Origin of the sequence: Paenibacillus sp. O199 (genome assembly GCF_001636635.1) — a bacterium.
GTDB classification, from domain to species: domain Bacteria; phylum Bacillota; class Bacilli; order Paenibacillales; family Paenibacillaceae; genus Paenibacillus; species Paenibacillus marchantiae.
The window spans coordinates 41,987-61,559 of sequence record NZ_LGRP01000005.1 but is presented as its reverse complement, the minus strand read 5'-3'; the positions used below and the strand labels follow the sequence as shown (position 1 = coordinate 61,559).

The 19,573-nt window shown below is 48.6% G+C and carries 21 protein-coding genes and 1 riboswitch; of the genes, 18 read left to right on the top strand and 3 right to left on the bottom strand.

Going from position 1 to position 19,573, the window contains the following annotated elements; all coding sequences use genetic code 11:
• Nucleotides 1–89 precede the first annotated feature (89 nt).
• The 9 genes from A6049_RS09360 (at nucleotide 90) to A6049_RS09320 (ending at nucleotide 7,171) form a co-directional block, all read left to right on the top strand.
• A complete protein-coding gene (locus A6049_RS09360; protein ID WP_063564392.1) occupies nucleotides 90–1,115 on the top strand; it encodes an ABC transporter ATP-binding protein in 1,026 nt (341 codons plus the stop codon).
• Nucleotides 1,112–2,047 carry an ABC transporter ATP-binding protein gene (locus A6049_RS09355; RefSeq protein ID WP_063564391.1) on the top strand — a complete coding sequence of 312 codons (936 nt, stop codon included), beginning with the start codon at nucleotides 1,112–1,114 and terminating at the stop codon, nucleotides 2,045–2,047. Before A6049_RS09360 ends, A6049_RS09355 begins: the two co-directional genes overlap by 4 nt.
• Nucleotides 2,048–2,102: 55 nt before the next feature.
• On the top strand, nucleotides 2,103–2,549 hold the full coding sequence (locus A6049_RS09350; RefSeq protein ID WP_063564390.1) for a hypothetical protein: 447 nt from the start codon (nucleotides 2,103–2,105) through the stop codon (nucleotides 2,547–2,549).
• Between the two features lie 158 nt (nucleotides 2,550–2,707).
• A complete protein-coding gene (locus A6049_RS09345; RefSeq protein WP_063564389.1) occupies nucleotides 2,708–3,487 on the top strand; it encodes an MBL fold metallo-hydrolase in 780 nt (259 codons plus the stop codon).
• A 133-nt stretch (nucleotides 3,488–3,620) separates the two neighbouring features.
• Nucleotides 3,621–4,487, top strand: coding sequence for an RNA polymerase sigma factor (locus tag A6049_RS09340; protein ID WP_063564388.1), 867 nt, complete (start codon nucleotides 3,621–3,623; stop codon nucleotides 4,485–4,487).
• An 18-nt stretch (nucleotides 4,488–4,505) separates the two neighbouring features.
• Nucleotides 4,506–5,087 (top strand): ATP-dependent Clp endopeptidase proteolytic subunit ClpP, encoded by a 582-nt coding sequence (gene clpP, locus A6049_RS09335; protein WP_062326868.1) that lies wholly within the window; start codon nucleotides 4,506–4,508, stop codon nucleotides 5,085–5,087.
• A 218-nt stretch (nucleotides 5,088–5,305) separates the two neighbouring features.
• Nucleotides 5,306–5,686: a GntR family transcriptional regulator gene (locus A6049_RS09330; RefSeq protein WP_063564387.1), complete on the top strand. Its 381-nt coding sequence runs from the start codon at nucleotides 5,306–5,308 to the stop codon at nucleotides 5,684–5,686.
• A complete protein-coding gene (locus A6049_RS09325; protein ID WP_063564627.1) occupies nucleotides 5,686–6,552 on the top strand; it encodes an ABC transporter ATP-binding protein in 867 nt (288 codons plus the stop codon). Before A6049_RS09330 ends, A6049_RS09325 begins: the two co-directional genes overlap by 1 nt.
• Nucleotides 6,545–7,171, top strand: a complete 627-nt coding sequence (locus A6049_RS09320; protein WP_063564386.1) for an ABC-2 transporter permease — start codon at nucleotides 6,545–6,547, stop codon at nucleotides 7,169–7,171. Before A6049_RS09325 ends, A6049_RS09320 begins: the two co-directional genes overlap by 8 nt.
• A 186-nt stretch (nucleotides 7,172–7,357) precedes the next feature.
• Here the strand turns inward: A6049_RS09320 and A6049_RS09315 are convergent, their stop codons facing one another.
• Nucleotides 7,358–8,779 carry an aminotransferase-like domain-containing protein gene (locus tag A6049_RS09315; protein WP_240321360.1) on the bottom strand — a complete coding sequence of 474 codons (1,422 nt, stop codon included), beginning with the start codon at nucleotides 8,777–8,779 and terminating at the stop codon, nucleotides 7,358–7,360.
• Between the two features lie 120 nt (nucleotides 8,780–8,899).
• Here A6049_RS09315 and A6049_RS09310 point away from each other — a divergent pair, with 120 nt between their 5' ends.
• Nucleotides 8,900–9,838: a DMT family transporter gene (locus tag A6049_RS09310; RefSeq protein ID WP_063564384.1), complete on the top strand. Its 939-nt coding sequence runs from the start codon at nucleotides 8,900–8,902 to the stop codon at nucleotides 9,836–9,838.
• Between the two features lie 40 nt (nucleotides 9,839–9,878).
• Complete coding sequence (locus A6049_RS09305) at nucleotides 9,879–10,184, top strand: hypothetical protein (protein WP_063564383.1); 306 nt, start codon at nucleotides 9,879–9,881, stop codon at nucleotides 10,182–10,184.
• 111 nt (nucleotides 10,185–10,295) lie between these two features.
• Here the strand turns inward: A6049_RS09305 and A6049_RS09300 are convergent, their stop codons facing one another.
• Both A6049_RS09300 and lplA read right to left on the bottom strand, forming a co-directional pair.
• Nucleotides 10,296–11,099 (bottom strand): Cof-type HAD-IIB family hydrolase, encoded by an 804-nt coding sequence (locus A6049_RS09300; protein WP_063564382.1) that lies wholly within the window; start codon nucleotides 11,097–11,099, stop codon nucleotides 10,296–10,298.
• A 243-nt stretch (nucleotides 11,100–11,342) separates the two neighbouring features.
• Nucleotides 11,343–12,344 carry a lipoate--protein ligase gene (gene lplA / locus A6049_RS09295; RefSeq protein ID WP_063564381.1) on the bottom strand — a complete coding sequence of 334 codons (1,002 nt, stop codon included), beginning with the start codon at nucleotides 12,342–12,344 and terminating at the stop codon, nucleotides 11,343–11,345.
• Nucleotides 12,345–12,555: 211 nt separating this feature from the next.
• Here lplA and cobD point away from each other — a divergent pair, with 211 nt between their 5' ends.
• From cobD to A6049_RS09260, 7 genes are all read left to right on the top strand, one after another.
• A complete protein-coding gene (gene cobD, locus A6049_RS09290) occupies nucleotides 12,556–13,704 on the top strand; it encodes a threonine-phosphate decarboxylase CobD (protein ID WP_095206029.1) in 1,149 nt (382 codons plus the stop codon).
• Complete coding sequence (locus A6049_RS09285) at nucleotides 13,685–14,509, top strand: adenosylcobinamide amidohydrolase (RefSeq protein ID WP_063564379.1); 825 nt, start codon at nucleotides 13,685–13,687, stop codon at nucleotides 14,507–14,509. The genes cobD and A6049_RS09285 overlap by 20 nt, the downstream gene beginning before the upstream one ends.
• Before the next feature lie 44 nt (nucleotides 14,510–14,553).
• Complete coding sequence (gene cbiB / locus A6049_RS09280) at nucleotides 14,554–15,534, top strand: adenosylcobinamide-phosphate synthase CbiB (protein WP_063564626.1); 981 nt, start codon at nucleotides 14,554–14,556, stop codon at nucleotides 15,532–15,534.
• Nucleotides 15,525–16,172, top strand: a complete 648-nt coding sequence (locus tag A6049_RS09275) for a histidine phosphatase family protein (protein ID WP_063564378.1) — start codon at nucleotides 15,525–15,527, stop codon at nucleotides 16,170–16,172. The genes cbiB and A6049_RS09275 overlap by 10 nt, the downstream gene beginning before the upstream one ends.
• A gap of 166 nt (nucleotides 16,173–16,338) precedes the next feature.
• Nucleotides 16,339–16,475, top strand: a riboswitch (cobalamin riboswitch).
• A gap of 200 nt (nucleotides 16,476–16,675) precedes the next feature.
• Nucleotides 16,676–17,677 carry an ABC transporter substrate-binding protein gene (locus A6049_RS09270; RefSeq protein WP_063564377.1) on the top strand — a complete coding sequence of 334 codons (1,002 nt, stop codon included), beginning with the start codon at nucleotides 16,676–16,678 and terminating at the stop codon, nucleotides 17,675–17,677.
• Nucleotides 17,674–18,720: a FecCD family ABC transporter permease gene (locus A6049_RS09265; RefSeq protein ID WP_063564376.1), complete on the top strand. Its 1,047-nt coding sequence runs from the start codon at nucleotides 17,674–17,676 to the stop codon at nucleotides 18,718–18,720. Before A6049_RS09270 ends, A6049_RS09265 begins: the two co-directional genes overlap by 4 nt.
• The gene (locus A6049_RS09260) at nucleotides 18,717–19,538 is read left to right on the top strand and encodes an ABC transporter ATP-binding protein (protein WP_063564375.1); all 822 of its coding nucleotides are present in this window, start codon (nucleotides 18,717–18,719) and stop codon (nucleotides 19,536–19,538) included. Before A6049_RS09265 ends, A6049_RS09260 begins: the two co-directional genes overlap by 4 nt.
• Nucleotides 19,539–19,573: the final 35 nt, after the last annotated feature.

Genomic DNA, 19,573 nt, shown 5'->3' with positions numbered 1-19,573 from the left:
GGGGATAACAGCGATCGGAAGGTTGTTCTGTCTTTGGAGTGGCTAGTGTAAATATTCTTTGGTTGAACTTACACAGCGGGGTGAATACAATGACAGATTTATTATCGGTCAAACAACTGAAAACGTCCTTTGCAACTCGGGAAGGTCAGGTACAGTCCGTCCGGGGTGTGAGTTTTACGTTAAAAGAAGGCGAAGTGGTTGGGCTGGTCGGCGAATCCGGAAGTGGCAAAAGTGTTACCGCCCGTTCGCTGATTCGGCTGATCCAGTCGCCGGGCCGGATTACGGATGGTCAGATTCTGTTCCGTGGAGAGGATCTGCTGACCAAGTCGGACAAGGAGCTGCGCAAAATCCGGGGCAACCGCATCTCGATGATTTTCCAGGACCCGATGACATCACTTAATCCAGTGGTTCGTGTAGGCAAACAGATGACAGAGGTCATTCGTCGTCACCGGAAAATGGACAAGTCGGCTGCACGCAAGGAAGCGATTGAGTTGCTGCGGCAAGTGGGCATTCCTTCTCCGGAAGAACGGATTGACCAATATCCACACGAGTTCAGCGGAGGCATGAGACAGCGGGTAATGATCGCCATGGCTCTGTCCTGTAAGCCGGAGTTATTGATCGCGGATGAACCGACGACAGCGCTGGATGTGACCATTCAGGCACAGATTTTACAGCTGATGCAGGAACTGAAAGATTCCACGCAAACATCCATTCTGATGATTACGCATGACCTTGGTGTCGTTGCTCAGGTCTGTACCCGAGTGATTGTGATGTACGGTGGACTCATTATGGAAGAGGGGCCAGTGGAGCGTATTTTCGCTCATCCCCAGCATCCATATACTCAGGGATTGCTGCGCTCCATTCCGAAGCATGGCGAGGAAGGTGGACGCCAGCGGCTGGCAACCATTGAAGGTACACCGCCCAATCTGCTTCATCCGCCAACCGGATGTCCATTTATGGAACGTTGCCCACACGCCATGGAAGTATGCAAACAGATGCCTGCGTATACCGAGACTGCACCCGGTCATCGAGCGCTATGCTGGTTGCTGGACGATCAAGGTCGGGAACAACAACAAGTACAAACAGGAGCATCGTCAGAGGAGGTGGAGAAATGAGTACAGGAATCGATCAGCGTGAAGTACTGCTGGACGTGCGTGGTTTGAAAAAACATTTTCCGGTACGTGGTGCTGGCAAAGGCAAAGACGTCGTGAAAGCCGTGGATAACGTCAGTTTTCATATTCACAAGGGAGAAACATTTGGACTGGTTGGTGAATCCGGCTGTGGCAAATCAACGACTGGACGCAGCATCGTGAGACTCTATGATGTGACGGACGGAAGCATTATGTTTGGCGGACAGGACGTTGCGAAAATGAATGAACGCCAGTTGAAGCCTTTTCGCAAACGAATGCAGACGATTTTTCAGGACCCCTATTCTTCACTAAATCCGGGCATGAATGTCCTGCAGATTATTAGTGAACCCATGGAAATTCATAATTATGCTTCAAAAGCAGAGATGAAGGGGCGTGCGCTTGACCTAATGAACCGTGTGGGCCTGAAGCCAGAGCACGCGGAGCGTTATCCACATGAATTCAGTGGGGGGCAGCGTCAGCGGATTAGCATTGCCCGTGCATTGTCGGTGAACCCGGAGTTCATTTTGTGTGATGAGCCGTTGTCCGCTCTGGATGTGTCCGTACAGGCACAGGTGGTCAATATGCTTGAAGATTTGCAGGCAGAGCTGGGACTGACCTATTTGTTCATTGCCCATGATTTGTCGATGGTACGCCACATCTCCAATCGAATCGGTGTGATGTATCGCGGTAAGCTGGTGGAAGTGGCACCAACAGAAGAACTGTACCGTAATCCGGTACATCCGTATACCCAGGCATTGCTGGCAGCAATTCCTGTACCTGATCCAACGGTACGGAACGTTATGCCACCGATCTACAGTGGGGATACCGACCCATCCGCTCGGGGACGGGATGAAGAACCGGAGTGGATGGAAGTTTCACCAGGACACTTTGTATCCGGCTATCGAGACAGGATATAATGGATTAGGAATATCATGGAATAACGATATATAGTGACAGGAAGGTGTGAGTTGGATGAGTGCTGAGTTTAAGTTGTCCCAAAATACAGCCATTCGGCTGGAACAGGCTCGTAGCAAAGGCATGTCGGATGCATCTTTGTTGGAAGCGATACAGGCCAAAGATGTGGCTGCTTTTGATGCCGTGTCTGAGGAGCACTACAGATATGATGATCTTTTCTCTTATGCGGATGAGCATGGCGAGAATCTGGAAGGCGCGGTTAAAGACGGCTACCGGATTACCTTTAACACTCGTGGTGGTCTGGGGATCTATTTGGAGAAGTCCTTCGGATTACAGCCAGAGAAAGACTTCACTGTTGGTGAAGGCATCGTGACCGGGTTGAAATTAAAACCGGAGCAGGCAGATGTGCTGGCAAAACGCCTTGCATCAAACTGGGTGATTACAGAATCCAAAGATGTACCTGAGGGCCAAGAGCTGACGTTGAAGCTGCGGGCGTTGGTTTAGTGAAACAACAGACTGTCCCGTTTGCAGTGAATAACTGCGGCGGGATGGTCTTTTTTTTTTGCAAAAATAGAGGTGGGAGATTACAATTTACATATCATTAATCGGATGGAACATAAATTTGGATGCATTGCTTCCGGGATAGAGAGGGGACTTTCATAATGAATCAGCTAACATTTCTGGGAACCGGGGATGCGATGGGTGTTCCGCGGGTGTATTGTGATTGTGACGTTTGCACAGAAGCCCGACTTACGGGGATCAATCGCCGCAAACGTGCTGCTGTTTTGATTCATAGTGATGGCGAGCACGAACCTTTCATGATTGACTGCGGACCGGACTGGAGATCACAGATGGAAGACCAGGGGATGCGGATGGTGCAGACGCTGCTGATCACTCATGCGCATTTTGATCATATTGGAGGCTTGCCCGAATGGGCAGATGCGTGTCGATGGTTGGGTGTAAAAGGGCAGTTGTATGCACCACGGGAGGTGATCGCGACCATCCAAAGTCAATTTCCATGGCTCGGTCGTCATATGAATTTTCTGGAAACGGATGCGGATATCGAACTCGGTGGGTGGAAGGTGCACTCCTGGAAAGTTTGCCACGGTCATAATGGCTATTCGTATGCGTATCGATTGGAACGTGAAGGATACACCTGGGCGTATTGCTCGGATGCCATTGATCTGAAAGCTGCGGAGAAGCAGCCGCTATACGGGCTCGATCTGCTGGTACTTGGAACGAGCTTTGTTCATGAACTTGCGGAATTCTCCACACGCTCGGTGTACGATATGGTTGAGGCGCAGGAGCTGTTGCAGGATTTAAAACCGGGTCAGACCTATTTTACACATATGTCTCACGACGTCGATGTGCGCCAGAATTATGATCTGGATCAGGGGATTACGCTGGCACTTACCGGTCTGAAGGTGAAGCTGGGAGAATAGGACAACAATGCTAAAAATAAATTCAGAAGAGCGTATCCTTTGCCGGAGGTTCTTCGTTTACATAGTGTAAGGCAATTACAGCAAGTGAATTGAAGCAAGATCAATCAGGAACCAACAAAGGGGGGCCCCAAACATGGCCTTTGTGAAGTCCGTGGATTGCAGAATCAACAGACCACATAATGATAAACAGGTTGCACCATATAGCCATTCCGGTGTTCAAACCGGATATACGTTAGAGCAAACGATTGAAGCTGCGCTTCCGAGCCTGCTGGGCTCGTTGTACGCCTATTGCATGTCATTGACTGGTTCAGTCTGGGAGACGGAGGATCTGGTTCAGGATACATGTGTTAAAGCATTATCCTTTTCAGCTACCCGAAGAACGGGAATGACAGAGGACATGAACTGGGAAGCCTATCTTATCCGTGTTGCACGCAACACCTGGATTGACGCCATACGGAAGCGTGAGAACTTGGCAAGCAAATTGGAAAGCATGAAGCCATTTATGCAGGAATTTGAGGAAGAAGAGCGATTCGAGGAAGTCGAGTCCGCTGTTCAAATCCTTGTGGATGAACTGCCACCGTGGCAGCGAGCGATATATATGTTACGTGATTTGATGGGATACACGACGGTAGAGACTGCTGAACTGTTGGATACGACGGAAGGGGCGGTCAAAGCTGCCCTAAGTCGTGCCCGCTCTGCTCTGGCGAAAGTGAGGCACAGCCTGAACGAAACGGATTCTGATCAGACGAATCGATTGGAGGAACATCAGCAAAATCGGGAGGAACTGCGCAGTTATTTACTGGCGTTCCGCAGCGGTGATACAGCCCGTTTAATTGATCTATGCCTGAATCAGACCGATGATCCGATGGCTGTGGCGGGAACGATTTTGCAGCAGACTCTGCCGTCTCAATCGATGCAGCCAGTGATGTACAGTTATTCAAGCTCCGGTATGAGTTCAATGTCGTATGGGGGAGGATATACGGTCACCATGGTTGCGTAAACCGGGGAGGCAAAATGCATGAACGTGGTACCTTATGTTGTTGAACAGACAGCCCGCGGAGAGCGGAGCTATGATATTTATTCCCGTTTGCTGAAAGATCGGATCATTATGGTATCCGGGGAAATTGAGGATCAGATGGCCAATGCGATCGTGGCCCAGTTGTTGTTTCTGACCGCAGAGGACCCGGAGAAGGATATTCAAATGTATATCAACAGTCCTGGTGGTTCCGTGACTGCCGGATTCTCCATCTATGACACGATGCAATTCGTGAAACCTGACATTTCCACGATCTGCACAGGCATGGCAGCCAGCTTCGGTACGATCCTGCTGGTTGGTGGGACAAAAGGGAAACGGCTGGCGTTGCCAAACAGCGAAATCATGATTCACCAGCCGCTTGGCGGAACGCGGGGGCAGGCCTCGGATATGCTGATTCATGCCAACCGGATTATCCAGCACCGTCAGCGCCTCAATAAGCTGCTTGCCGATCATACGGGACAGCCGATGGAGCGGATTGAAAAGGATACAGACAGAGATTATTTCCTGACCGCTGCGGAAGCCGTCGAGTATGGTCTTGTGGATAAGGTGATTTCCAGTACGTAAGAAAAAAAGGTACCATACGTGCCAAGAAACACGACTAAAAAAACAAGGAAAATGAACAACAAAGTAGCCCGGGAGGTCATTCGACTTTTCGGGCTACTTTGCTGTTTTGTCTGTATTGGGAAAAAATTGAATGATTATTGACTCAGCCCATGTATAGTGTATATATTATATATATACACTATACATGGGCTGGATTGAAACCAGTGAGGTGAGAGAACATGAACATACTAATATCAAACGCATCAAGCGATCCCATCTACATGCAGATTCTAACCCAGATTAGACAGAGCATTTTAAGCGGGGAACTGGTTGCAGGGGAGAGTCTCCCCTCCATCCGTCAACTTGCAAAGGATCTGCAGGTCAGTGTAATTACTACCAAACGTGTCTATGAAGAACTTGAGAAAGAGAAACTGATTGATTCTGTCGTAGGCAAAGGCTCCTTTGTTTCCGGGGCCAATCAGGAGTTTATTCGGGAACAGCGGCTGAAACGAATCGAAGATAAAATGCTCGATATCCTTCGTGAGAGCAAGGAACTGGGCATGAGTGTTCAAGATGTAGTTAAGCATTTTACGTTGCTAGTTGAGGAGGAAGAAGCATGATGAACGCAATTGAGTTGCGCAACCTATCCAAAACGTACCCCTTATTCAAGCTGGATCAGATCACTTTGGATGTAAAACAAGGTTATATTACCGGACTTATCGGCCCGAATGGGGCGGGGAAAAGCACACTGATCAACCTGATCACCGGCTTGATTCATCCGGACTCTGGGAGCATCAAAACATTGGGAAAAGAGATGCCTGCTCAGGAAGTTAACGTTAAAGAACGCATTGGTATTGTTTCAGATGAATGTTTCTATTATGAGCATCTTACGATCCGTGAAATGAAAAGCATGATTGCTCCTTTTTATAAGAAATGGGATGAAAAGCAATTTAACAACTACCTGGAGCAATTCGAATTGTCTCCCAAAAAGAAGATTGAAGAACTGTCCAAAGGCATGAAAATAAAATTTTCACTGGCTATCGCTTTATCTCACGATGCTGAGCTACTCATCATGGATGAGCCTACATCCGGGCTTGATCCTGTGTTTCGGAGAGAACTGCTTGACCTGCTTGCAGATATGATACAGGACGAAACTCGATCCATTATTTTCTCGACTCATATCACGACGGATTTGGAGCGTATAGCAGATTATATTACATTCATTAATAAAGGAAAGATTGTGTTTAATGAAGCAAAGGATGATGTGCTTGAAAGGTACACGATAGTAAAGGGGGACATGAAGCTGCTGGATGCGGACACGCGAGGACAATTCGTCGGAATCCGTGAGACAGCGGTTGGTTTTGAAGGCTTAGCAGATAACAAGGCGGAGGCAGAACGATTATTTGGCAATTATGCTCTTTTACATAGACCCTCCCTCGAAGACCTTATCTATTTTACGGCCAAGGGGGAAAAGCATCATGCTTAACTTGCTTCGCAAAGATTATATCGCTTTGAAAAGCTCGCTATGGTCCATCCTTTTTTATTTTGTTGTATTCAGTGTCGCATTTATCCCGACAGTGGAAATGTCGATGTATTTTGTAGGGATCTATACCGCTTTTGGCTCGATTATGCTTGCAACCATGATTGATATCAAAAACCATAATCATAAATTTCTTGTCACGCTCCCGCTTAGTCGCAGAAACATTGTGCAAGCAAAGTATCTGTCTGCCGTTCTCTATACGCTTTTTGGAGTTTTCGCTTCGTCAGGCGCTCACTGGCTGGTTAACTTTCTTTTTCCCGAACTGAACAAGCCCGACTTTTCGGTACTGGACATCCTGATTTCGATTGGAATGGTGCTGGTTTTAATTTCGATCTATATGCCTCTTTTTTACGCCCTTAGTAAAAAGGGAGCGGGAATAATTAATACGGTTTTCATGATCGTTCTTATTATTTTAGCGCAACCTGTCGCCTCGCTCTTATATATGGCAGGCGAGAACGGAATGGGTCGTGCTTCGGTTTATGTTTTTATTTCAGTTTGCATTCTTCTGTTGTTCATTGTCTCCTATTTTGTAACGGTCCGACTGTTTGCAAGGAAAGATCTATAGGATGGATGAAGAAGAATTTCAATAAAAAAACTTTAAAACTTACTTTGCCAGTCGAGAACAGCAGAACAGCAGCCCAAAAAGTAAAGTCGCCAAACGGCGACTTTTTGTGTTACAGAAGATTTAAAATTTGTGACCTGCCAGACAAGCTGTCGTTAATCTGCAAATGCAGATTTTGCAAACGTATCATCACGTATTTTCAGCCAACGCAATGAGTCTGCTCATGCCTTCTCGGATTTGCTGCTCGTGAGCATAGGAGAAGGAGAGACGCAGCTTGCGACTGGCGTTCGCATCGGAAGGATCGAATACCGTTCCCGGCACAAAAGCGACGGAATGCTCCATGCATCGGTGAAGCAAGCGCCCCGTATCTACACCTTCCGGAAGCTCCGCCCAGATGTTGAGTCCACCCTCAGGACGAGTCCACGTCCAATTGGTTTGTTGAAGGCACTGTTCCATTAATTCCATCCGCAGTTGAATGGCGGTACGCAGCTTGGACAAGTGCTGGTGCATGCGTGGGGACTGGAAATAACGAAGGAACAGCTTCTGATTCAGCAGAGGTGATCCGTTATCTGTCAGTGCTTTTACGGCCTGTAATCCTGGCATGAATCGGGGGCGGCACATAATGGCGGCAATCCGCAGACCCGGCACGACATATTTGCTATAGCTGCGAATATAGAGTGTATGCCCTGTAGTATCGTATGTGAAGATTGGCGCAGGAGGTTTTTCCTTGAAATAGATATCATAGGTGCTGTCGTCTTCCACCAGAAAACATCCGTACTGTTCCGCCAATTCAGGCAGTTGTTTGCGCTGCTCAGTCGGAATATTGATGCCCGTGGGGTTTTGGAAGGTCGGCGTCATATAAAATACTCTTGGCTTTTCCTGCTTCATCAGGCGTTCAATCTGTTCTAAATCGTAGCCATCAGGATGAATATCCGTAAAAATTAACTTGGCACCCTGTTTGCGAAAAATTTCCATCGCAGGGCCGTACGTTGGCCTCTCCATGAGCACACGGTCACCGGGTCTGACGAGACTTCGGGAGATTACATCAATGGCCTGCTGTGCACCTGAAGTAATCAGCACTTCATCTGCCGAGATGTAGAAACGTTCCTTTGTCGTCAGATGGCTTGCCAGGGCACTACGTAGCTCCAGATCTCCCTGAATAGTGGAGTATGTGCCAAGCAAACGAGGGTAAAGATCCAGTAAATCCCGCATCAATTCTCCCCAATATCGGTTGGGTAGCAGGGCGGGGTCGATCAATGACTTGGAAAATTGGTACTCCGCCTCCAGGGATTGCACGCGGGCAAGTGAATCCCAATGCAGCCAGGCAGACACGGCCGGGTCATCGGCCTGATCGGTCACGGGAGAAGGGTCAGCAGGACTGACATAATAACCGGACTTATCCTTGACGTAAACGTTCCCGCGTTCCTTTAATTCCTGATAGGCCTTAAAAACGGTGAGACGATGTACACCGAGCAGCTCGGACAGGCTCCGCACGGACGGCAGCTTCTCATGCTCTTTCCACTCTCCGGCCTCGATCCGTACAACCAGATAATGTACCACTTGCTCATATAGTTTCAAGCTGTTATCTGTCATCAACATGGCTTTGCCCACCCGGCTCACGCTCCTTTTGAACTCCATTGTAACAGCAAACGGGAACTAACTGTTCTGTTTTATTCATTCTGTTCTGTAGACAGTGCTATATGATGGAGAACAGATGAAGGAGGGGCTAGCATGGTTGCAGTAGCATTTACCGTAATGTGTCTTATTTTTGGAACAACGTTTCTAGCGATTAAAATTGGCGTGGAGGCAGGCATGCCACCTTTTCTGTCGGCCGGACTGCGCTTTATCATTGCAGGTGCTCTAATGTTTGCATGGATGTGGATGAAAGGGAAAGTGAACCTGTCTTTATTATGGCGGAAAGAGATGCTCTTGACGGGGGCTGGACTGACATTTGGTACGTTTGCGACCTTGTATTGGGCTGAACAATATGTGAGCTCGGGTGTTGGCGCGATTCTGTCAGCAACAGGTCCACTGATGATTATGGTGATGCAGACAGCGTTGTTGCGTCAAAAAACGTCTGCACGCATGATTGCGGGATGCCTAATTGGTTTTGCCGGAGTTATCCTCGTTGTATTGCCTGGTGTATCCATTGGTGGTAATTCACTGTGGTTATGGGGCTGTATTGCTGTATTGGTGGGTGAAGTCTGTTATTCGGCAGGTGCGTTGTACTCCAAAAAGGTCATTAACCAGTTTAAGGAGGCTAGTCCTGTAGCAATCAATGCGGTTCAAATGATGTACGGAGGTTTGCTGTTATCCGCGCTTTCGGCGGTGACCGAATCGTGGAACACTACTGGACTGGATTGGATGCCAGCGATATCATCCCTGATCTATCTGACGGTAATCGGTTCGATGGTCGGGCACAGCTTGTTCTACTGGATCATGTCTCGTACCAACCCGTTATTCCCGGCGACCTGGTTATACATTTCTCCTCCGATTGCGGTCGGACTTGGGGCGGTTCTCTACAATGAACATGTGATCTGGATTACATGGTTAGGCGTTGCGCTGATCGTTTCAGGTTTGCTGGCGATGAATGAGAAAGTGATGGGGTGGCTTAAAAAGGGAAAACGTACAACTTCATTGGGTCAGACTTCCAAATCCATGGTAAAATAGGGAATATATATTTTACGCAGGAATGAGGCGAGTAATCCATTTGAATAGACAGGGGATCGGTGCTGTTTTATTGTTTGCGGGAATCGTGCTCTATGGCATGATCCATATTGGGACCATTATTCATTTACCGGACGTAACGATCTGGTTCAATCAATGGGGCCGTTATCTGCAAGCCACTTTTGAAACGGGTGGCATCATTGGACTTATCTTGGCCATTCTTTTATTCATTATAGGAGTAACACTCCTGCTTCCTAGGCCATTGGCCGATTTATCCAAAGGGAGAGTAATGAAGGAGATCAGTGAGCGGAATCGTGAATTTGACGAGAAGTATGGCAAAATAGAATAATTAACAGTTTTATTACAGAAACAGCCCTGCACAAGCGATTCATCACCGTGCAGGGCTGTTTCATTGTATCTTGAAATAACATGTTTTATATGGACTCGACCTCTTAAAAGCTTACTCTGCGTTCAGTACAAACTTCTCAATCACTTGCTTCACGCCGTCTTCGTTATTGCTCGCGGTAATGTAATCTGCCAGCTCTTTCAGAGCAGGGATCGCATTTCCCATCGCTACACCAAGACCAGCAACTTCCAGCATCTCATGGTCATTCCAGGAATCCCCGATGGCAATGCACTCGCTCAATTGGTGACCGAAGTGTTCTGCCAGGAAGGTTAGTGCATGGCCTTTCGTTCCTTCGCGGTGCATAATTTCAAGGAAGTATGGCTTGGACTTGGTGATGTGTACTTCTGATCCGAGCAGTTCGCGCAGGGCAACCGCAACCTCATCCAAGTAATCCGGCTCATCGATGATGAGCAGTTTCGGTGTTTTTTGCTCGATCACTTTGATGAAATCCGGTTCAATGTGGTACTGAGTACCATTCAGTTTGGCGTAGTCACGCAGCTTGTCGTTTTCTTCACGGGCATACAGCTTGTCGTCAATGTACGTTTGCAGGTGCAAATTATGCTCCAGGCAGTAGTCGTACAATTTGCGGGAAGCGTCCTGTGGAACGTAGCGCTCATAGAGTACTTTTTCGTCCAGCAAGTTTTTCACCAAAGCGCCTTGATACGTAATGATTGGCACGTTCAGCTTCGTTTGGCGAGCGAGTGCTTGTGCAGAAGCATAGGCACGTCCGGTTGCCAGTGTTACAACGACACCATGAGCTACCGCTTGTTCCAGGGCAGTCTGTGTTGCAGGCGTTACTTCCTTGTTATCGTTGATCAGGGTATCATCAATGTCAATTGCGATTAATTTGTAGGTCATCTGTGTTTCTCTCCTTTTTTATCTGTATCTATAACAACGAACGAATAGATAAGCATTACACGAGACCACTCCGACTGCAGATTCATCTTTCGATCGCTGTTATCCCCGGATTTCATTGAATCCATTCCCCAGAGGGAAAATCCGGGGATAAAGGCGAACGCTTCGCTTCTTCAGATTGATTCTGCCTTCTCCGTTAACGTGTAATTCTGGAATTCGTTCTAAAATTATACTCACATCTAAATTTTATTCTTCAAGGAAAATGAGGCCAATAAAGTCCTCCAGCTCCAGGTTACCGAAGTAATGTTTTACATCCAGACCCTCAAGCGCAGTACGCACCTCAGATTCCTCGTAACGCTTGCCACGCAGCATATCTTCAATATCTGCTACATCGCCTACGCCGAAGAAATCACCAAAGATTTTGATATCTTCAATCCGTCCATCTTTGATATTCATGCGCAGATCAATGATGCCGACAGGGAATTTACGTGTATGCTTCACATTGCTTTCCGGGGAAAGCCCGTAGTTCCAGTCCCAATTGTTATAACGCTCAGCAGAGATTTCGTTGATCTTGTCCCAGTCTTTCTCTGTGAGTTCATATTGAGGAACATCTTGTGGCTCCATACGGAAAATATGGCGGAGCAGCTCGTCCCGGAATTGTTCAATGGTCAGATTGCTGTCAATCAAATCACGAATATTCGCTACACGAGAGCGCACGGATTTGGTGCTCTTGGACTTGAACTTCTCTGGATTAACGTTGAGTGAAGCCTGGACGTGGTCGAGGTTCAGGTTAAACATCAATGTACCGTGACTGAACATGCGGCCACGCGTAGAGAATTGGGCGTTGCCCGAAATTTTCTTTTCTCCGACTTGCAGATCGTTACGTCCCGTCAGTTCGGCATTAACTCCGAGCTCTTGCAGGGCCTCCACCACAGGCTGCGTGAATTTGCGGAAGTTATGGAAGGATTGTCCGTCATCTTTGGTAATAAAGCTGAAATTGAGGTTGCCCAGATCGTGATAAACGGCTCCGCCTCCCGAAAGACGACGTACGACTTGAACACCGTTATCCTGAACATACTCAATGTTGATCTCTTCAATGGTATTCTGGTGTTTTCCGATAATAATGGACGGGCGGTTGATGTAAAACAGCAAGTAACTGTCATCCATCGGCAAATGCTTCAGAATGTATTCCTCAATGGCGAGGTTTACAGAAGGATCTGTAATGCCCTGGTTATCAACAAACAGCATGGTCATTCCTCCATTAATGTATGTGAGGGATGTATATCCCTTATGTAGTGATGCTTTACGGAATCGAAATTCCTTCTCTATTGTAAACGAATTGTCGAAAGGACACAAAGAAATTGAAGCCGCAAAGGGCTTGAATAGTCAAATCAGGATTGACCCCTGCCTGCCACGACATCCATAATAAAAAGGACATGCAGAAAGGATGACGGACAGGATGACCGGTTTAATTGAAGTTTTCGGACATGGCGGTGATGTGGAGACGGCCGCGGCACGTTTTGGAGGGAATCCTGCAGATTTCCTCGATTTTAGCGCAAACATTAATCCTCTGGGTCCACCTCGGGAAGTGCTGAAGGCTTTGGAGCAAGGAATGCATACGGTACTTCGTTACCCCGATCCGGGTCATCGGGCGTTCAAAATATTGCTTAGTGACCGGCTGGATTTAACCCCGGATCACATATCTGTGGGCAACGGGGCGGCAGAAAGCATGGCTCTAATCTTACTTGGACTTGCGCCGCGTAGAGTAGGTACGGTAGAGCCCGGTTTTTCGGAGTACAGCACATTATCCAAACAATTTGGAGCAGAAGTCCACCATGTTCAAGGACGGGAAGAGCTGGACTGGCGAGCAGAACCGGAAGATATTGAGAAGCTGATGGAGCGGGTGGACCTGCTTTTCCTTGGACAGCCCAACAACCCCAATGGGGTTCAGTATCCGGTGGACGTTCTGCAACGGCTTGCTCGTAATGCAGAGACAACAGGCACGATATTGGTTGTCGATGAGGCATTTATCGATTTTATTCCTGAATCACAGCGGCAATCGCTTGCATCCAGCTTGAAAGAGTATCCGCAAGTGATCATCATTCGTTCGATGACCAAGTTTTATGCGATTCCAGGCCTGCGACTGGGTTATGCGATGGGTCGTCCCGAACTGATTCGTGCCATGACAGAGAAACAGGTCACCTGGAGTGTGAATGGGCTTGCACTGATTGCAGGAGAAGCCTGTCTGAGTAGTGGGGAGGATTATGAACAGGAGACACTGGCACTTGTATCATACGAGCGAGAGAGATTAACGGAAGGCTTGGAGGCTTTGGGATGTAAGGTGACGCGAGGGGAAGCGAACTTTATATTGGTAGCCCTGCCAGAGCCGTGGAAAGCGACGTCCATGCAGGCTGCTCTCGGTGAACGGGGAATACTGATCCGAAGCTGCGCGATGTATCCCGGACTTGGGGAACGACATGTACGTTTTGCGGTCAAGGACGCGGAGGCTAACGGACGTTTACTGGAAACAATGGGAAATGTTATTACGTCTAATCCGACAACCGGATTAGAGGCAGGGGGACACAACGATGGCACTGCCATTCTATAATTACTCCCATTTACAAAAGGACCAAAAGGAGCAGAACGAATACAGATCTTCTGTGTGGCCGGGATTATACGTCTCCGCACATGAACGGCATATTAAAGCATCCAGCCCCTCTGTTGTAACAGCACTCTCCAGTGCCGTGTATGGGGGCGGCATGATTGAACTGGATCGTATATTCAACATCTATGTGGACAAACATTATCGCTGTGACGATCCACCACGTGATATTGCTGATCTGTTGAGTGAATGGCAGGAGCAGCAGGATCAATGTGCCGGTCTTCTGACTGCGGTTCGATTGGAGCACACAGCGATCCAGGAATACGAAAGTGATGAGTTCGGATTACTTTGCTGCACTACAGCAGGGGTATCCAATGCTGCACGGGCGGGTTCTGCAAGAACCGTGTTTGATGCTGCGGGGAATGAGATGAGCAATGGGACGGTGTCCCAGAAAATTGGGAAGGTTTCGGCTTCAACCTATACTCCCGGTACGATCAATATCATGTTGTGGATGAATGGGCGTATGACTGCTGGAGCGATGGTGAATGCCATTCAGACTGCGGTAGAGGCAAAGGCCGCTGCGTTAGCTGATTTCGGTGTGGCCGATTCAGAGAATGGTCTAACCGCAACCGGAACAACAACGGATGCCATCGTACTCGCGGTAAGCCAGGCTGAAGTAAATAAACCGCTCATCAGTTACGCCGGGACGGCTACGGTCATGGGTGCAGCGATCGGCAGGCTGGTGTATGACACGATAATGGAAAGCCTGAAAGCCGCGCAGGAGTGGAAAGAGAGGAATAACAAGCAATGACATCTCTGCTGATTCAATGGGCTTCTTGGCCGATCTGGGCGGGAATGGCTGGAGCCTGGATTATTGTAGGAGCATACATATTGGATCGCTGCATCGGAGATCCACGCTGGATTCCTCATCCGGTGATTGGTATGGGAAAGGCCATCTCTGCACTGGAGCGGGCGATAAGATCGCGGGCGGACTCGAACCAGGCTCTCAAAAGAGCGGGCGTGTTATTTCCCCTTTTGATTGCAGGCGGTTCTTTTGCACTGACTTGGGGATTGATCTATGTGCTGGGTCTTATTCATCCCGCTGTTGCGGTTGTGGCAGAAGTGGTGTTAATCGCAACCACCATTGCCTCGAAAGGTTTGAAGGATGCAGGTATGGAAGTTTACCGCTATCTGAGTCAACAGGATTGGCCTGCGGCGAGACGTTCACTGGGTATGATTGTAGGACGTGATACGGCTCATCTGGATGAACCGGAGGTTGTGCGTGGGACGGTAGAGACTGTGGCGGAGAATATCGTGGATGCCATCGTCTCTCCACTGTTCTATGCCCTGATTGGTGGTGCACCACTTGCCATGGCCTATCGAGCGGTGAATACACTGGATTCGATGGTAGGTTATAAAAATGAAAAATATCTGCATCTCGGTTGGGCGTCTGCCCGTCTAGATGATTGGGCCAACTGGATTCCCGCGCGGCTTACCGCCTTGCTGTTGATTATAGGAGCTTGGTTCATGAAGCTGGATGCCAGAGGGGCTGCACGCATGGTGTCCCGGGATGCAAGACTTCACCCAAGCCCAAATAGCGGTTTTCCCGAGTCAGCGGTGGCCGGAGCGCTGGGCATAAGACTTGGTGGACATAACGTATATCACGGCGTTGCTTCATTTCGCGCATATATGGGCGAGCCTACAAGACGGATGGAAGCAGAAGATATTGTACGAACAACACGGCTTATGTTCTGGTCGGCAGGTTCTTTTGTTTTATTATGTTGGTTGGTCACCTTCGGGATATGGTCTGCTGGAGGTGCACTGTTATGGAGATAGAAGCTGGACATGGTGGCATGCAAAGCCGTGAGATTATTTTGATACGTCATGGTACAACGGCGTGGAACTTGGAAAAAAGGTATCTTGGGCATACTGACATCGGACTGTTGCCTGAGGCAAAGCAGGAGCTATCTTGGCTGCGTGAGCAGTGTAGCGATATCACATGCGACGCCTTGTATTGCAGTGATATGCTGCGTTGTCAGCAGACACTTTCACACATTGCATCGTCCCAAATGGGACAGGCCAAGCTTGATGCCCGACTAAGGGAGATCGACTTTGGTCAGTGGGAGGGGTTGACCTACGATCAGCTCAAGGACAATCCGCAGTACCGAGACTGGATCGATGCGCCGCATGAGGTAACGCCACCGAGTGGCGAGCCTTGGACAGCATTTGCAGCGCGGATTGATTCATTTATGGAAGAGTGTCTGATGTCCTTTTCACCAATACTGCACTCTCGCAGCATAAACGTGCCAAAAGTAGCCGTGATTACGCATGGCGGTGTTATTCGTTATATTGTGTCACGTCTCATTCCGAATCAAGATTTCTGGGATACGCAGGTAGTACCAGGACAAGCGATAAAGATCCGGCTGGCTGGCGATGGGGATAGCTGGGTTGGAACCAGATTGACTTTTCCGTAAATCGGGTTGTAAGGATGTACAATATAACCTATAATCACAACAGAAGTGTGACTTAGCAAGTGCATCATCGGATGGAGGCTCAACAAGCCCTGCCAACGATGCAGGATGCTCACTTGAATGGTTAAACAATATTAGCGACCATGGGTCCCGAGTGCATGCAGTAATGTTTCATGCTTTTATATAAGGCGATGAACGGCAAACGGGTGAAATAGGGAAGCCGGTGTAAATCCGGCACGGTCCCGCCACTGTAAATCAGGATGAATTCCTGTAAGTCAGGTTACCTGCCCTGGACGTATAAACCGGTGTTCCTTCGAGGAAAGGACAGCGTTTCGGGCAGTTCTCTGTGCATATACAGCGCCAAGCTGATCATGCACAGATCGCCACATGCGAGACGTCATCCCTGATCCTGACCCAAGGATTGGGGATTTTATTTTTTCGGAACACAAATTCAAGCGGAATTGGGACAGGAGCACTACTCACTAGAATGGATAGAGAAGGGGAGAATGAACACAATGAATTTCAAGACATGGAAAGGCGTAGCGTCACTGCTGAGCGCAGCGATGCTGGCACTGACGTTGGCCGGATGTGGTACAACAACAAACGAGGGTACAGGAACCTCGCAACCTGCACAGGAGCAATCCCAGGAACAGGCTAAAACAGATCTCAAAACACAATATCCACTCACGGTTACAGATGCTACGGGTGAATCGTTTACCTTTGACAAAGCACCAGCCAAAATCGTATCTGTATCTCCGGCTGAAACGGAATCCCTGTTCGCACTCGGATTGGACGAGCAGATCGTAGGGGTATCCGACTATGACGATTATCCAGAAGCAGCAACAAAGAAACCAAAAATGGGCGGCATAACAAAGCCTAATGAAGAGTCGATTATTGCAGCTGAAGCAGATATCGTATTTACAGGTATCTCGATGAGCAAAGAGTCAGTGAAGAAACTGCGTGATCTTGGCATTACGATTTTCAAAACAGATCCTAAATCAGTGGATGATGTGATGAACAACATTGAAACATTTGGTAAAATCACGGATCATCAGGAAAAAGCACAGGAGATCATCACCCAGATGAAAAAAGATGTGGCTGATGTAACTGAAGCTGTGAAGGCAGTTAAACCAGAAGAAAAGAAAAAAGTATACGTTGAATTCTCCCCAGGCTGGACTGTGGGTAAAGGCGAATTCATGGATGAATTGATCACACTTGCCGGAGGAAACAACGTAGCTTCCGACTTGACTGGCTGGAATCAGATTAATGAAGAGAACATTATTGCTTCTAACCCGGACGTCATTCTATATGCGAACGATGTCATTGATGAAAATTCCAAAACATTGGATCAAATCATCAAAGCACGCAGCGGATGGGATCAAATCACGGCTGTGAAAAACGATGCAGTCATCGGTCTGGATGCCAACCTGTTGAGCCGTCCGGGACCACGGGTAACCCAAGGTCTGAAAGAAGTAGCCAAAGCGATCTACCCTGATCTGTTCAAATGAGTAAAAAGCTGGCAGTGTACGGAACGGCCGGAATTGTGCTGCTTGTGTTAACCGTGCTCATCTGCACGGGCATCGGTTCGGTTGCCCTGCCTGTCCGGGACATTGCGGGCATCTTGCTTCATCGCATCCCCTGGCTGGGCGACTGGATTGTTCCTGACTGGAATACAGCAGCAGAACAGATTATATGGAAGGTCAGATTCCCACGTGTACTGCTTGCCGTGCTTGTAGGTGCATCGCTGGCGATTGCCGGAACTGGATTCCAGGGGGTTCTTCGTAACCCTCTGGCTGATCCGTTTACCCTGGGCGTATCGTCCGGTGCATCGGTAGGTGCGGCTTTTCTGATTTTTTTCGGATTGCAGTATGCACTGATTGGGATCTGGACTCTGCCACTGGTCGCGTTTCTGACGGGAGTAATCACATTGTGGTTTGTGCTGGCCCTCGCTCGTGAGGGACGCAAAATACCGACACACAGCCTCATTCTGGCTGGGGTGGTCATGCAAAGTTTCCTGGGAGCAGTCGTCTCCTTCCTGTCGACCATGTCGAAGCAGACAATCAATGAAATTATATACTGGACGATGGGAAGTCTGGCACTGCGTGGGTGGTCGTATACGGCCATCCTTTTCCCGTATTTTGTGCTGGGGCTGATTTTCCTCTGGAGCCGTGCGCGTTCGTTGAATGTGCTTGCCTTGGGGGAACGACAGGCTGCTCATATCGGGGTTAAGGTGGATGGATTGAAGCTGTCGGTGTTAGCTGTGGGTACGCTGCTTACCGCAGGCGCTGTCTCCGTATCCGGCGTGATTGGCTTCGTCGGCTTGGTCATTCCGCATATTCTTCGGCTCATCGTCGGACCTGATTATCGCTTGCTGGTGCCTTTGTCAGCGATTGGGGGAGCCATCTTCGTGGTCTGGGCAGATACGATTGCACGCTCATTGCTGGCTCCAACCGAAATTCCGCTGGGTGTGGTTACGGCTTTTGTTGGAGCGCCATTTTTTGCGTATCTGCTGCACCGGAACAAAAAGCTGCGGAAGGGGATGATGCCATGAGTACATTCATGAAAACAGACCTTACCAAGAGTCGGCCGATGATAGAAGTCAAAGAAGCTGGTAAAATGTATGGTAACCATCGGGCTCTGCATGCGGTGGACTGGCAAGTCACAGAGGGTGAATGGTGGGGCGTTGTTGGTCCAAACGGCAGTGGAAAATCGACCCTGCTTCAGCTACTTGCCGGAACCGAACAGCCAAACGCAGGCAGCATACAGATTGATGGACGCGACATTTCCTCATACACCCGTAAAGATCTATCGCGCATGATTGCTGTCTTGCAGCAGGATGGACTGCCGGCCATCTCTTATCCCGTAAGGGATGTTGTCGAGATGGGACGCTACCCTTACCAGAACTGGCTTGGCAAAGAATCGTCGGATGGAGCAGCGGTAGTTGATAAGGTGTTAGAGGAGTTGGGTCTGAGTGACATGGCCGAACGACCTTTGGATGCACTGAGTGGCGGGCAACGGCAGCGGGTTGCGCTTGCCAAAGTCATGGCTCAGGAACCCAGACTATTATTGCTGGACGAGCCAACCACCTTTCTCGATATCAAATATCAATTGCAATTCATGGAGTTATTATCAGCGTGGCGTCAAAAAAATCATATTACGATTGTGGCAGTGCTGCATGATCTGAATCTGGCCGCGCAATTTTGCGATCATATTCTGGCGCTGCGTGACGGGACTTGTGTAGGCAGTGGCACACCCCATTCGTTGATGACGGAAGAGAACATTCGGGAGATCTTCCGAGTGAGCCCGGCCATGGTGAATCATCCCGACAATGGATTGCCACAGCTTTTGCTAAGACGAGAGAAGAAATGAATGAGGCGGGGGAGACCCCATATTTTGATAAAGGA

Bases quoted from the DNA above. Each gene is read 5' to 3' on its own strand.
- A6049_RS09285 (WP_063564379.1), top strand. From the start codon at position 13,685: ATGGCACTGCCATTCTATAATTACTCCCATTTACAAAAGGACCAAAAG.
- A6049_RS09275 (WP_063564378.1), top strand. From the start codon at position 15,525: ATGGAGATAGAAGCTGGACATGGTGGCATGCAAAGCCGTGAGATTATT.
- A6049_RS09260 (WP_063564375.1), top strand. From the start codon at position 18,717: ATGAGTACATTCATGAAAACAGACCTTACCAAGAGTCGGCCGATGATA.
- A6049_RS09325 (WP_063564627.1), top strand. From the start codon at position 5,686: ATGAACGCAATTGAGTTGCGCAACCTATCCAAAACGTACCCCTTATTC.
- cobD (WP_095206029.1), top strand. From the start codon at position 12,556: ATGACCGGTTTAATTGAAGTTTTCGGACATGGCGGTGATGTGGAGACG.
- clpP (WP_062326868.1), top strand. From the start codon at position 4,506: ATGAACGTGGTACCTTATGTTGTTGAACAGACAGCCCGCGGAGAGCGG.
- A6049_RS09355 (WP_063564391.1), top strand. From the start codon at position 1,112: ATGAGTACAGGAATCGATCAGCGTGAAGTACTGCTGGACGTGCGTGGT.
- lplA (WP_063564381.1), bottom strand. From the start codon at position 12,344: ATGCTGTTTGTTGATAACCAGGGCATTACAGATCCTTCTGTAAACCTC.
- A6049_RS09320 (WP_063564386.1), top strand. From the start codon at position 6,545: ATGCTTAACTTGCTTCGCAAAGATTATATCGCTTTGAAAAGCTCGCTA.
- A6049_RS09340 (WP_063564388.1), top strand. From the start codon at position 3,621: ATGGCCTTTGTGAAGTCCGTGGATTGCAGAATCAACAGACCACATAAT.
- A6049_RS09330 (WP_063564387.1), top strand. From the start codon at position 5,306: ATGAACATACTAATATCAAACGCATCAAGCGATCCCATCTACATGCAG.
- A6049_RS09360 (WP_063564392.1), top strand. From the start codon at position 90: ATGACAGATTTATTATCGGTCAAACAACTGAAAACGTCCTTTGCAACT.
- A6049_RS09265 (WP_063564376.1), top strand. From the start codon at position 17,674: ATGAGTAAAAAGCTGGCAGTGTACGGAACGGCCGGAATTGTGCTGCTT.
- A6049_RS09270 (WP_063564377.1), top strand. From the start codon at position 16,676: ATGAACACAATGAATTTCAAGACATGGAAAGGCGTAGCGTCACTGCTG.
- A6049_RS09310 (WP_063564384.1), top strand. From the start codon at position 8,900: ATGGTTGCAGTAGCATTTACCGTAATGTGTCTTATTTTTGGAACAACG.
- A6049_RS09300 (WP_063564382.1), bottom strand. From the start codon at position 11,099: ATGACCTACAAATTAATCGCAATTGACATTGATGATACCCTGATCAAC.
- A6049_RS09350 (WP_063564390.1), top strand. From the start codon at position 2,103: ATGAGTGCTGAGTTTAAGTTGTCCCAAAATACAGCCATTCGGCTGGAA.
- cbiB (WP_063564626.1), top strand. From the start codon at position 14,554: ATGGCTGGAGCCTGGATTATTGTAGGAGCATACATATTGGATCGCTGC.
- A6049_RS09345 (WP_063564389.1), top strand. From the start codon at position 2,708: ATGAATCAGCTAACATTTCTGGGAACCGGGGATGCGATGGGTGTTCCG.